Source organism: Bacillus sp. YBsi01, from assembly GCF_038406745.1.
In the GTDB taxonomy this organism is placed as follows: Bacteria; Bacillota; Bacilli; order Bacillales; family Bacillaceae; genus Bacillus; species Bacillus siamensis.
This window is the reverse complement of record NZ_CP151679.1, coordinates 1,349,457-1,362,329: the sequence shown is the minus strand read 5'-3', so window position 1 is coordinate 1,362,329 and position 12,873 is coordinate 1,349,457. Positions and strand designations below refer to the sequence as shown.

The 12,873-nt window shown below is 47.8% G+C and carries 16 protein-coding genes; all 16 read left to right on the top strand.

The genetic code is table 11. The features are described from left to right. Nucleotides 1-81: 81 nt before the first annotated feature. The 16 genes from AADZ70_RS06840 (at nucleotide 82) to lysA (ending at nucleotide 12,858) form a co-directional block, all read left to right on the top strand. Nucleotides 82-309 carry a YqzK family protein gene (locus AADZ70_RS06840; protein ID WP_003153331.1) on the top strand — a complete coding sequence of 76 codons (228 nt, stop codon included), beginning with the start codon at nucleotides 82-84 and terminating at the stop codon, nucleotides 307-309. Nucleotides 310-316: 7 nt separating this feature from the next. Beyond that, nucleotides 317-1,207, top strand: coding sequence for a site-specific tyrosine recombinase XerD (gene xerD, locus AADZ70_RS06835; protein WP_045925501.1), 891 nt, complete (start codon nucleotides 317-319; stop codon nucleotides 1,205-1,207). Between the two features lie 169 nt (nucleotides 1,208-1,376). Then, nucleotides 1,377-2,561 carry a phosphopentomutase gene (gene deoB, locus AADZ70_RS06830; RefSeq protein WP_342007906.1) on the top strand — a complete coding sequence of 395 codons (1,185 nt, stop codon included), beginning with the start codon at nucleotides 1,377-1,379 and terminating at the stop codon, nucleotides 2,559-2,561. 11 nt (nucleotides 2,562-2,572) lie between these two features. After that, nucleotides 2,573-3,391 (top strand): purine-nucleoside phosphorylase, encoded by an 819-nt coding sequence (locus AADZ70_RS06825; protein ID WP_045925500.1) that lies wholly within the window; start codon nucleotides 2,573-2,575, stop codon nucleotides 3,389-3,391. Nucleotides 3,392-3,527: 136 nt separating this feature from the next. After that, on the top strand, nucleotides 3,528-4,697 hold the full coding sequence (locus AADZ70_RS06820; protein WP_045925499.1) for a D-alanyl-D-alanine carboxypeptidase family protein: 1,170 nt from the start codon (nucleotides 3,528-3,530) through the stop codon (nucleotides 4,695-4,697). 95 nt (nucleotides 4,698-4,792) lie between these two features. Next, nucleotides 4,793-5,146, top strand: coding sequence for an anti-sigma F factor antagonist (spoIIAA, locus tag AADZ70_RS06815; RefSeq protein ID WP_016939160.1), 354 nt, complete (start codon nucleotides 4,793-4,795; stop codon nucleotides 5,144-5,146). Then, nucleotides 5,143-5,583, top strand: coding sequence for an anti-sigma F factor (gene spoIIAB / locus AADZ70_RS06810; RefSeq protein WP_016939159.1), 441 nt, complete (start codon nucleotides 5,143-5,145; stop codon nucleotides 5,581-5,583). Before spoIIAA ends, spoIIAB begins: the two co-directional genes overlap by 4 nt. 11 nt (nucleotides 5,584-5,594) lie before the next feature. Further along, nucleotides 5,595-6,362 carry an RNA polymerase sporulation sigma factor SigF gene (gene sigF / locus AADZ70_RS06805; protein ID WP_003153348.1) on the top strand — a complete coding sequence of 256 codons (768 nt, stop codon included), beginning with the start codon at nucleotides 5,595-5,597 and terminating at the stop codon, nucleotides 6,360-6,362. A gap of 126 nt (nucleotides 6,363-6,488) precedes the next feature. Next, nucleotides 6,489-7,109, top strand: coding sequence for a stage V sporulation protein AA (locus AADZ70_RS06800; RefSeq protein WP_016939157.1), 621 nt, complete (start codon nucleotides 6,489-6,491; stop codon nucleotides 7,107-7,109). Further along, nucleotides 7,099-7,524 (top strand): stage V sporulation protein AB, encoded by a 426-nt coding sequence (locus tag AADZ70_RS06795; RefSeq protein ID WP_007409413.1) that lies wholly within the window; start codon nucleotides 7,099-7,101, stop codon nucleotides 7,522-7,524. Before AADZ70_RS06800 ends, AADZ70_RS06795 begins: the two co-directional genes overlap by 11 nt. 12 nt (nucleotides 7,525-7,536) lie before the next feature. Beyond that, a complete protein-coding gene (gene spoVAC / locus AADZ70_RS06790) occupies nucleotides 7,537-7,989 on the top strand; it encodes a stage V sporulation protein AC (protein WP_007612334.1) in 453 nt (150 codons plus the stop codon). Between the two features lie 11 nt (nucleotides 7,990-8,000). Then, nucleotides 8,001-9,017: a stage V sporulation protein AD gene (spoVAD, locus tag AADZ70_RS06785; protein ID WP_342007905.1), complete on the top strand. Its 1,017-nt coding sequence runs from the start codon at nucleotides 8,001-8,003 to the stop codon at nucleotides 9,015-9,017. After that, nucleotides 9,018-9,368 carry a stage V sporulation protein AE gene (spoVAE, locus tag AADZ70_RS06780; RefSeq protein ID WP_007409415.1) on the top strand — a complete coding sequence of 117 codons (351 nt, stop codon included), beginning with the start codon at nucleotides 9,018-9,020 and terminating at the stop codon, nucleotides 9,366-9,368. A gap of 3 nt (nucleotides 9,369-9,371) precedes the next feature. Beyond that, nucleotides 9,372-9,980 (top strand): stage V sporulation protein AE, encoded by a 609-nt coding sequence (locus AADZ70_RS06775; protein WP_095241744.1) that lies wholly within the window; start codon nucleotides 9,372-9,374, stop codon nucleotides 9,978-9,980. Next, a complete protein-coding gene (locus AADZ70_RS06770) occupies nucleotides 9,934-11,415 on the top strand; it encodes a spore germination protein (protein WP_342007904.1) in 1,482 nt (493 codons plus the stop codon). The genes AADZ70_RS06775 and AADZ70_RS06770 overlap by 47 nt, the downstream gene beginning before the upstream one ends. 123 nt (nucleotides 11,416-11,538) lie before the next feature. Next, nucleotides 11,539-12,858 (top strand): diaminopimelate decarboxylase, encoded by a 1,320-nt coding sequence (lysA, locus tag AADZ70_RS06765; RefSeq protein ID WP_047475694.1) that lies wholly within the window; start codon nucleotides 11,539-11,541, stop codon nucleotides 12,856-12,858. Nucleotides 12,859-12,873 lie beyond the last annotated feature (15 nt).

Here is a 12,873-nt window from a genome sequence, read left to right as displayed (position 1 = left end):
TTTTGCTGTTTTTATGTATAAAAGCCTATGAAATTGGCATAAGGTGTACTAACAGCCGCCAAAGAAAGGATCGATCGAAAGATGGGCAGATTCCTAAAAACAGCCGCGGATACGATCAAAGTGTTTATTCTGTTCACAGGTTTTACCGCGCTGTTCTATTATGCTATGATATGGGTGAATTCAGAGTATGAAAACTATCATCGGTACGATAAACCGGAAGGCTCCGCCGTCAAAGTGGCCAAAACGGAACATGAGGAGAAGGACGGCTGGTTCGGCCGGTTGATCTTTTTTTACCAAAACGGGGAGTAGATCAAGAGTGAAGGATCAAATTAAGGATTTCATCCATTATGTGAGGGTTGAAAGAGGGCTGTCCCAAAATACGATGATGTCCTATGAGCGTGATCTGAAAAGTTATTCTCTCTTCTTAACTGAAACCCTTCAGATCACTTCTTGGAATGATGTGACCCGTCTTCATATTATTCAATATTTAAAGCATTTGAAGGACTCGGGGAAATCAGGGAAGACGTCTGCCAGGCATTTGGCGTCAATCCGGTCTTTTCATCAATTTCTGTTAAGGGAGAAAGCCGCGGATAAAGATCCTTCGGTACATATTGAAACACAAAAAACAGAGCGGGCACTCCCAAAAGTGCTTGCGCTGAACGAAGTAGAGCGGTTATTGGACACGCCTAAGCTTGACAGCCCGTTCGGTCTCAGGGATAAAGCCATGCTCGAATTGCTGTATGCAACCGGCATCAGGGTCAGCGAGATGATTGAGCTGAAATTATCCGACGTTCATTTGACGATGGGATTTGTCCGCTGCTTCGGAAAAGGCCGGAAAGAGCGGATTGTGCCGATCGGTGAAGCCGCCTCCCATGCGATCGAAGCATACATCGAAAAAGCCAGAGGGAAATTATTAAAGAAAAATGTGACCGAAGCGCTTTTTCTGAATCATCACGGCAGGCAGATCAGCCGTCAGGGATTTTGGAAAAACCTGAAGAAAATCGCCCTTGAGGCAGGCATTAAAAAAGAACTGACACCGCACACGCTCCGGCACTCTTTTGCAACGCACCTGCTTGAAAACGGGGCGGACCTGCGCGCCGTGCAGGAGATGCTCGGACATGCTGATATTTCTACGACGCAAATTTACACGCATGTGACGAAAACAAGGCTGAAGGACGTGTACAAGCAGTATCATCCGCGCGCCTAGGAGCCGCTGGCAAAGGTGCCGCGGCTTTTTTCTGTCGGATTGGCGGAATACAGAGAAGGTTCTTATTATTTGAATAGGCATTGTCAACAAGAATGTAAACGGTTTATACTTGAGTTGTCTGACCTCTGTAAGCTAAAATGGACAGATGGAAGAAAAGGAGGCTTTTATGATGTCTGAATACAAATATAAACGTGTGTTTTTGATCGTAATGGATTCGGTCGGAATCGGTGAAGCGCCGGACGCCGCCGATTTTAATGATATAGGCGCAAATACGCTCGGACATATCGCAGAGCACATGAACGGTTTACATATGCCCCATATGGCACAGCTCGGTCTCGGACTGATCGGGGATATTAAGGGTGTGGAAAAAACGGAGCAGCCTCTGGCGTACTACGGTAAAATGCAGGAGGCGTCAAACGGAAAAGATACGATGACGGGGCACTGGGAGATTATGGGCCTCTACATTGAAAAACCGTTTAAAGTGTTCCCGGAAGGATTTCCGGATGAGCTTCTTCAGGAGCTTGAAAAGCGTTCCGGACGCAAAATCATCGGGAATAAGCCGGCTTCAGGGACGGCGATTCTGGACGAGCTCGGAAAAGAACACATGGAAACGGGTGCGCTGATCGTTTATACATCAGCAGATTCCGTTTTGCAGATTGCGGCTCATGAAGATGTCGTTCCGCTTGACGAGCTGTACAGCATCTGTGAAACAGCCAGAGAACTGACGCTTGATCCGAAGTACATGGTCGGCCGGATTATCGCAAGACCGTTCATCGGAGAACCGAGCAGCTTCAAACGCACGCCGAACCGCCATGATTATGCGCTCAAACCGTTCGGCCGCACGGTAATGAACGGAATGAAAGACAGCGGATTAGACGTCATTTCCATCGGAAAAATTTCTGATATTTACGACGGAGAAGGCATCACATCATCCCGCCGCACGGTATCTAACATGGATGGCATGGACAAAGTGATTGAAACGCTCGATGAAGATTTTACGGGCCTGAGCTTTGCCAACCTCGTTGATTTTGATGCGCTGTACGGACACCGCCGTGATCCGGAAGGGTACGGAAAAGCGCTTGAGGAATTCGACGCAAGGCTTCCGGAAGTGTTTGAAAAAATGAAAGAGGACGATCTGCTCATCATCACGGCGGATCACGGCAATGATCCTGTCCATCACGGGACGGACCACACGCGGGAGTATGTGCCGCTTCTTGTCTACAGCAAAAAGCATAAACACACTGAACAGCTGCCGCTTGCGGATACATTTGCCGATATCGGCGCAACCATTGCGGATAATTTCAAAACGGAAAAGCCGGAATACGGAAAAAGCTTTTTATCAAGATTACAGTAGGGGGACTTTTTTTGAAACAAAAGATCGAACGTGCTGCTGCATTTATTAAAGAACACGTAAAAGAAACACCGAAGATCGGTCTGATTTTAGGTTCAGGGCTCGGCGTATTGGCCGATGAAATTGAAGGAGCCGTCAAGCTTACATATGAAACGATCCCTGATTTTCCGGTCTCAACGGTAGAAGGCCATGCCGGCCAGCTTGTGATGGGAACGCTTGAAGGTGTGCAGGTCATCGCGATGCAGGGCCGCTTTCATTATTATGAAGGCTACTCAATGGATCAGGTAACGTTTCCGGTCCGCGTGATGAAGGCGCTCGGCGTTGAATCTCTCATCGTGACGAACGCAGCGGGCGGTATCAACACTGACTTCCGCGCCGGTGATCTGATGATTATTACCGACCATATCAACTTTACGGGCACCAACCCGTTAATCGGTCCGAACGAAGCGGAATTCGGAGCCAGATTCCCGGACATGTCAGAAGCCTATGACAAAGAGCTGTCAGGCTTGGCTGAAAAAACGGCGGCTGAGCTTGGCATCCCTGTTCAAAAAGGTGTGTACACGGCTGTTACGGGTCCATCTTACGAAACGCCGGCTGAAGTCCGGTTTTTAAGAACGATGGGGTCTGACGCTGTCGGAATGTCGACCGTGCCGGAAGTCATCGTCGCCAACCACGCGGGAATGCGTGTGCTCGGCATCTCGTGCATTTCCAACGCGGCAGCCGGCATTCTTGACCAGCCGTTATCCCATGATGAAGTAATGGAAATGACGGAAAAAGTAAAAGGCGGCTTTTTAAAGCTTGTAAAAGCCGTAGTCGCACGATCTCAAAACTAAATCAGCATAGATCAGCTGTTTCTTCGGAAGCAGCTGTTTTTTTATGTCCTCAAAACGAAACATTTTCCAGATGAGGCGTATAAAACCACCGGGCTTGGAAAAAATAAAAAGGATTATGAAATGGAGGGCTTTGGAGATGAAACGTCTTATATCCACTTTGTTGATTGGCATTTTAATAACCGCATCAGCACCGTCCGCTTTTGCAAAGCCGGACGGAAAACATACATCGGAGCTCGCTCATGAAGCCAAAAGCGCCGTGCTGATTGAACGCGATACGGGAAACATTCTTTACAACAAGAACAGCCGGGAGCGTCTGGCGCCGGCGAGCATGACAAAAATCATGACCATGCTTTTAATCATGGAAGCGCTTGACAAAGGTAACATTAAGATGAGCGATAAAGTCAGGACGAGTGAGCATGCCGCGTCCATGGGCGGATCGCAGATTTTCCTCGAACCCGGTGAGGAAATGACGGTAAAAGAAATGCTCAAAGGAATTGCGATAGCTTCCGGAAATGACGCATCCGTCGCGATGGCAGAGTATATCGCCGGTTCGGAAGAGGATTTCGTCAATCAGATGAACAAAAAAGCAAAAGAATTGGGATTGAAAGATACCTCCTTCAAAAACCCGACGGGATTGCCTGAAAAAGGCCACTACAGCTCTGCTTATGACATGGCGAAAATGGCGAAGGAATTATTGAAGTATGATAAAATCACTCAATTTACGGGAACGTATGAAGATTATTTAAGAGAAAACACAGACAAAAAGTTCTGGCTCGTCAATACAAACCGGCTGATCAAATTTTATCCGGGTGTTGACGGTGTGAAAACGGGTTTTACAGGTGAAGCAAAGTATTGTTTAACCGCCACCGCTAAAAAAGGAAATATGAGGGTCATCGCAGTCGTTTTCGGAGCCAGCACTCCGAAAGAAAGAAATGCCCAAGTGACAAAAATGCTTGATTATGCCTTCAGCCAGTTCAAAACACACCCGCTGTATAAACGGAATCAAATCATCGGAACGGTAAAAGTGAAAAAAGGAAAACAGAAACTGATCAAGCTGACCACATCTGAACCGATTTCCCTCCTGGCCAAAAAGGGAGAGAACATGGACAAAGTAAAAAAAGAAGTGAAAATCAACAGCAATATAACGGCCCCGGTTAAAAAAGGGGAGGTGCTCGGCAGCCTCGTGCTGAAAAAAGACGGAAAAGTGCTCGTTGAAAGCCCGGTCACGGCAAAAGACGACATGGAAAAAGCGGGTTTTCTCACTTTTCTGAAGCGGACGATGGGAGATTGGACAAAATTTAAATAATCGTGGCGAACGGGCACTAGTTTTGTCATGGTGAAGGAATTGCATTCCCGAAAATCGAAACACTCATTATCCGATCATATCAAGGAGGAATGAGCATGAGCCTTGGAATTGACTTGCATGTCAAAGAATCCGTGCTTTGTATTCGATTAACTGGTGAACTCGACCACCATACGGCAGAATCATTAAAACAAAAGGTTGCTGAATCGCTGGAGGCTGACGGCATCCGTCACATCGTGCTGAACCTTGAAGATCTTTCCTTCATGGACAGCTCCGGCCTCGGCGTGATTTTAGGGCGTTATAAACAAATTAAACAGCTCGGCGGAGAAATGGTCGTGTGCGCGATTTCGCCTGCGGTGAGACGTCTGTTTGACATGTCGGGCCTGTTTAAAATCATCAGGTTCGAACAATCAGAACAAAAAGCGCTTTTAACGCTGGGGGTGGCATCATGAAAAACGAGATGCATCTTGAATTTTCAGCCCTCAGTCAGAATGAATCGTTTGCGCGTGTAACGGTTGCTTCTTTTATCGCGCAGCTCGACCCGACGATGGACGAGCTGACGGAAATCAAAACCGTCGTATCAGAAGCGGTAACAAACGCAATCATCCACGGCTATGAAGAAAACTGCGACGGAAAGGTGTACATCTCCGTTACCCTGGAGGATCATGTCGTCTATCTGACCATACGTGACGAAGGCCTCGGGATCACGGATCTTGAGGAAGCGCGCCAGCCGCTCTTTACGACAAAACCCGAGCTTGAGCGCTCCGGAATGGGCTTTACCATTATGGAAAACTTCATGGATGATGTCTCGATTGATTCCTCGCCGGAGATGGGGACGACGATACGCTTAACAAAACACCTATCAAAAAGCAAAGCGCTTTGTAATTAAGGAGATTTGTTATGGATGTGGAGGTTAAGAAAAACAGCAAAAACGCGCAGCTCAAGGACCATGAAGTCAAAGAATTGATCAAAAAGAGCCAAGAGGGCGACCAGCAGGCAAGAGACCTCCTCATAGAAAAAAACATGCGTCTTGTATGGTCCGTCGTGCAAAGGTTCTTAAACAGAGGCTATGAGCCGGACGATCTGTTTCAGATCGGCTGTATCGGGTTGTTAAAATCCGTTGATAAATTCGATTTGTCCTATGATGTACGTTTTTCAACTTATGCCGTGCCGATGATTATCGGAGAAATCCAGCGCTTCATCCGGGATGACGGAACCGTCAAAGTATCAAGATCTTTAAAAGAGCTTGGCAATAAAATCCGCCGGGCGAAAGATGAACTGTCAAAAACATACGGAAGAGTGCCGACAGTCCAGGAAATCGCTGACCACCTGGAAATTGACGCGGAGGACGTGGTGCTTGCGCAGGAAGCGGTGCGGGCGCCTTCGTCCATTCATGAAACGGTGTATGAAAATGACGGAGACCCGATCACCCTGCTCGATCAGATCGCCGATCATTCAGAAGAGAAGTGGTTTGACAAAATCGCTCTCAAGGAAGCAATCAGTGATTTGGAAGAACGGGAAAAGCTCATTGTCTATCTGAGGTATTACAAGGATCAGACGCAGTCGGAAGTAGCCGAACGGCTCGGGATTTCACAAGTTCAGGTATCGAGGCTGGAGAAAAAAATATTAAAGCAGATTAAAGTGCAGATGGATCATACTGAAAGCTGACCTTTTACAGGCCGGCTTTTTTTATTTGTGCCCAAATGGTAATTTATGGTCTTTTGCTGCTGATGAATGAGAACAAAAGTGAACCACATACTACATATATAACCACCCGAAAGATGGTGATGCAAGATGGAAAGACGAATATTTCTCAGACTTCGCCACCGCGTGAAGGCTCATACCGGAGATATCATCACAGTCGGTGACGCCGCCCAGATCGCAGGACAGCAAAAGCTGAAAAAAAAACTGTCGGCACTGCCGCTGTATCAGATCACGAAAAAAGACAAAAATATCGTCGTGCTGGACATCATAAAAGTGCTGAAGGCCATTCATACCGCTTTTCCCGCTCTTGATGTGCAGACCGTCGGCGGCGCTGAAACGATAGTGGAAATCCATTACCAGAAAAAGCAGCTGTCAGCCGTTTTGTTTGTCGGTGTCTGGCTGCTGCTTTTTATCGGTTCATGTCTCGCCATTATGAATTTTCATGAAGATGTCAGCATGAGAGAAGTTCATATCGCCTTATATGAAATCATAACAGGCAGGCGCAATGAGTATCCGTACCTGCTTCAGATTCCGTACAGCATCGGCCTCGGTCTCGGGATGATCGTCTTTTTTAATCACATCTTTAAAAAACGCCTGAATGAAGAGCCAAGCCCGCTGGAGGTCGAGATGTTTAATTATCAGCTTGATCTCGATCATTATGTCGCAATACACGAAAACGAAGAGACGATGAAAGATCTGCATGATCGTTAGCATTCTTTTCGTTATGTTTGTCGGGCTTGGCGGCGGGCTGACCGTGGGAGCGGGCTTTGTGGCTTTTTTAACCGTTATGGGAATCATCCCCCGCCTTATGCAGCTGACAAAAACCATGCGCTTTGTACAGGCCTACGAAGGGGCTGTTATTTCCGGGGCGGTGTTCGGCGGCTGGGAAACCTTAAATATGAATCATTTTTTTTTATCTGAATGGCTTGCCGTTCCGGTCGGGCTTTTGGCCGGCATGTTTGTCGGCATGCTGGCCGCGGCGCTTACAGAAGTGCTGAACGTGCTTCCCATTCTTGCCAAACGGATCGGTTTCGGGAGCAAAATCATCATTTTGCTGATGGCCATCGTGTTCGGCAAAATAGCCGGCTCATTATTTCATTGGCTGTATTTTATCCATCATTCATAAGGAGGAACAGACGTGACAAACTTAAAAGAAAATTACAAAACAAAAGTGAAAGACTATCAGCCGAAACCGCCATACGTCTGGAATTGTGTCAAAGCCTTTCTGATCGGCGGTTTGATTTGTCTGATCGGGCAGGCTCTTCAAGACTTTTACATCCATTTTTTTAATTTTAATGAGAAAACAGCGGGAAACCCGACGTCCGCCACTCTTATTTTAATTTCCGCCCTCTTGACCGGATTCGGCATTTATGACAGGCTCGGTCAGTTTGCCGGAGCGGGTTCAGCCGTGCCGGTGACGGGGTTTGCAAACAGTATGACAAGCGCGGCTCTGGAACACAGAAGTGAAGGGCTTGTGCTCGGTGTAGCGACAAACATGTTTAAACTGGCGGGAAACGTCATTGTATTCGGCGTCGTGGCAGCCTATATCGTAGGCCTGATACGGTTTGCTTGTGAAAAACTGTTTTCATAGGAGGAGAAAAAATGAAATTGACCGGAAAGCAAACCTGGGTGTTTGAAAACCCGTTATTTATAAATGCGGCGGGAACGGCAGCCGGACCGAAAGAAAAAGACGGCCCGCTCGGCTCGCTGTTTGATAAAACATACGATGAAATGCATTGCAATCAGAAAAACTGGGAAATGGCGGAACGTCAATTAATGGAAGATGCCATCAACTCCGCTTTGCAAAAACAGAATTTGAAAAAGAGCGACATCGATTTGCTACTCGCTGGCGATCTTTTAAATCAAAATGTGACGGCCAATTACGTCGCAAGACATCTGAAAATTCCGTTCCTCTGCCTGTTCGGCGCCTGCTCGACGTCAATGGAAACGGTCGCCGTCGCATCCGCGCTTATTGACGGCGGTTTTGCGAACCGGGCGATTGCAGCGACGAGCAGCCATAATGCGACGGCTGAAAGACAATTCCGTAATCCGACGGAGTATGGCGGGCAAAAGCCGGATACTGCCACTTCGACGGTCACGGGGGGCGGGGCGGTCATCATCAGCCAAAACCCTTCTGATATCCGGATTACAAGCGCGACAGTGGGAAAAGTAAGCGACCTCGGAATTACAGACCCGTTTGATATGGGCTCAGCCATGGCGCCCGCTGCCGCCGATACAATCAAACAGCACCTGAAGGATTTGAACCGCACGGCGGATGATTACGATCTGATTTTAACGGGAGACCTTTCAGGCGTAGGCTCGCCGATCTTAAAAGATTTGCTTAAGGAAGAAGGCTATCCCGCGGGAACGAAACACGATGACTGCGGTCTTCTCATCTATACGCCGGACCAGCAGGTGTTTGCGGGCGGAAGTGGCTGCGCCTGCTCCGCGCTTGTTACGTACACACATATTTTTAATCAATTAAAAGCAGGGGCTCTGAACAGGGTACTCGTTGTCGCGACAGGTGCGCTTTTAAGTCCGACAATGATCCAGCAGAAGGAAACCATTCCGACCATCGCGCACGGTGTGGTATTTGAGCGGGCGGGAGGTGCATCATAAATGGAATATCTGTTGGCTTTTGTTTGCGGGGGAATCATATGCATTATCGGTCAGCTGCTGCTTGACATTTTTAAACTGACACCCGCCCATGTGATGACAACTTTTGTCGTCATCGGCGCCTTGTTGGATGGGTTCGGAATATATGACAAATTTATCGAATTCGCAGGTGCGGGCGCGACGGTTCCCATCGTCAGCTTCGGTCACAGCTTATTGCACGGCGCCATGCATCAGGCTCACGAGCATGGATTTATCGGGATCGCCATGGGGATTTTTGAACTGACCTCCGCCGGTATATCTTCAGCGATTTTATTCGCATTTCTTGTTGCCGTTATTTTTAAACCGAAAGGATAATGTCTGATGACGAAACGGAAGGTCATCCTTGTGACAGACGGAGACGTATACGCCGCTAAAACGATTGAATATGCCGCGGAAAAAGCAGGCGGACGATGTATTTCCCAATCAAAAGGCAATCCGTCAACCAGAACCGGTCCGGAACTCGTTCAGCTGATTAAAGCCGCGCCGCATGACCCGGTGTTTGTCATGTTTGACGATTCCGGCCTGCAAGGGGAAGGGCCGGGCGAAACGGCGCTGAAATATGTCGCCTCACATCAAGACATTGAAGTGCTTGGGGTGATTGCCGTCGCTTCTAAAACCCATCAGGCTGAATGGACAAAAGTCGATGTCTCCATTGACCGTGATGGAGAAGTGACGGAGTTTGGCGTCGATAAAACCGGAATGAGAGAAATGGACGAGCACAGAATGAACGGAGATACGGTGTATTGTCTTGACAAACTGGACGTTCCCCTCGTTGTGGGCATCGGCGATATAGGAAAAATGGGAAGAAAAGATGACATATCCAAGGGCTCGCCAATCACGATGAAGGCTGTCGAATTCATTTTAGAAAGGAGCGAATATCATGCCGGAAAAACCGGAAAACATGATAAAAGTATACCGGGATCCTAGAAAAAATGAACAATTTTTTAAAGACCGCGTCGGTATGGGGACGAGCTACGATATCGGAGTCCGCAAAATTCAAGTATTAGACAGGGAAGTCCAGATTTACTTTGTCAATGGGTTAACCGATACATTGTTTATCATTCATTTAATAGAACAGCTCGTCGATGTCAATAATTATGACGAGAACGCGGATGAAGCGCTTGATGTTGTTGAAAACAGGCTTGTGAACCAGCAGGTCCAAAAAGTCAAAACGCTCGACGAAGCGACGGATCAAGTGCTTTCCGGACTTGTGGCCGTTATCGTAGAAGACGCCGGTTTCGCCTTCGTCGTTGATGTCAGAAATTACCCCGGACGCACACCCGAAGAACCGGATACAGAGAAGGTCGTTCGCGGGGCAAGAGACGGATTTATCGAAAGTATCGTCATTAATACAGCGTTAATCAGAAGAAGGATCAGAGACGAAAGGCTCCGCGTCAAAATTACGAAAGTCGGCGAGCGTTCTAAAACGGATCTTGCCATTGTGTATATAGAGGACATCGCGGATCCGGACCTTGTCAGCATCGTCGAAAACGAAGTGAATGCGATTGACATTGACGGACTGACGATGGCGGATAAAACGGTGGAAGAATTTATCGTCAAACAAGGCTACAACCCGTTTCCGATGGTCAGATACACGGAGCGTCCTGATGTGGCCGCCAATCATATATTAGAAGGGCACGTCATTATCGTCGTTGATACGTCACCGAGCGTAATCATAACGCCCACAACGATTTTTCACCACGTTCAGCATGCGGAAGAATACAGACAGGCGCCTTCTGTCGGAACATTTTTAAGATGGATCAGGTTTTTCGGTATTATCGCTTCAACTGTTCTGCTTCCGATCTGGTTCCTCTTTGTTCTCGACCCGTCACTTTTGCCTGAAAGATTGGATTTTATCGGCTTAAATAAAAATACGCACATTCCGATCATTCTGCAGATCTTTCTGGCTGATTTGGGGATTGAGTTTCTCAGGATGGCCGCGATCCATACGCCGACCGCCTTATCGACTGCCATGGGCCTGATAGCGGCAGTGCTGATCGGACAAATTGCCATAGCGGTGGGGCTGTTTTCCGCCGAAGTCATTCTGTACGTATCGATCGCCGCAATCGGATCATTTACCACGCCGAGCTATGAACTCAGCCTCGCTAATAAAATGATACGTCTCATCTTAATGGTGCTCGTGGCCATTTTTAAAGTAAAAGGTTTTGTTATCGGCTTTACATTGCTGCTGATTTTAATGGCGGGTATCCGCTCGTTTCATACACCGTATTTATGGCCGTTTTTACCGTTTAACGGAAAGGCGCTGTGGCAGGTGCTCGTCAGGACGACAGTGCCGGGAGCGAAAGTCAGACCGAGCATTGTTCACCCGAAAGACCGTCAAAGACAGCCAAGCGGTTCATAATCGCATTGAAACCGACAGAAGATTATGATATTGTATGTCTTAACTTATGCGGGACTTGTATAAGGACAGCTCAAAAAAGCTGTCCTTTTCACCCATATGCGGATCAGAAAGAGGGAATGAGCATTGTTCTTACATGGCACAAGCAGACAAAACAAACTAGGTCATCTGGAAATCGGAGGTGTGGATGCCCTGTATTTAGCGGAGCATTACGGCACGCCTCTTTATGTTTATGACGTGGCTTTAATACGTGAGCGCGCTAAAAGCTTTAAACAGGCATTCATTGACGCGGATTTAAAAGCGCAGGTCGCATACGCGAGCAAGGCGTTTTCCTCCGTTGCAATGATACAGCTTGCTGAGCAGGAGGGGCTCTCACTGGACGTTGTATCCGGCGGAGAGCTGTTTACGGCGGTTTCGGCTGGTTTTCCGGCTGAACGGATTCATTTTCACGGCAATAACAAAAGCAGAGAAGAATTGAAAATGGCACTCGATCATCAAATCGGCTGCATCGTCGTTGATAATTTTTATGAAATATCCTTACTCGCGGAACTGTGCAGCAAATCAGGGCGCACCATGGATGTGCTTCTGCGGATCACCCCGGGGGTAGAGGCGCACACGCATGATTATATTACGACCGGACAGGAAGATTCCAAATTCGGCTTTGATCTGCATAACGGGCAAATAGAAAAGGCGATAGAGCAAGTGCTGCAGTCAGACCATATCCATCTTCTCGGTGTTCACTGCCACATCGGATCACAAATTTTTGATACGGCGGGCTTTGTGCTGGCCGCAGAAAAAATCTTCGCTAAACTGAGTGAATGGAGAGAATCTTTCGGTTTCGTCTCTGAAGTGCTGAATTTAGGGGGCGGCTTCGGCATCCGTTACACGGAAGAGGATGAACCTCTTCATCCTGCCGTCTACGTAGAAAAAATAATCGAAGCTGTAAAAGAAAACGCAGCGCTGCATGCTTTTGACATTCCGGAAATTTGGATTGAACCGGGGCGCTCGCTCGTCGGCGACGCCGGAACGACGCTTTATACCATCGGCTCGCAAAAAGAAGTTCCCGGCACCCGTAAATATGCAGCGGTTGACGGAGGCATGAGCGACAATATCCGTCCTGCGCTTTATCAGGCCAAATATGAAGCCGTTTCGGCAAACAGAATCGGAGAACACCACGACACGACGGTGTCCATTGCGGGTAAGTGCTGTGAAAGCGGGGATATGCTCATCTGGGATATAGATCTTCCGGAAGTGAAAGAAGGCGATCTTCTCGCCGTCTTCTGCACGGGGGCATACGGATACAGCATGGCTAACAACTACAACCGTATTCCGCGGCCTGCCGTCGTATTTGTGGAAGACGGCGAAGCGCATCTTGTCATTAAAAGGGAAACCTATGAAGACATCGTAAAGCTGGATCTGCCGTTTAAGACGGGGGTCAAACAATAAATAAAAAAAGAGACC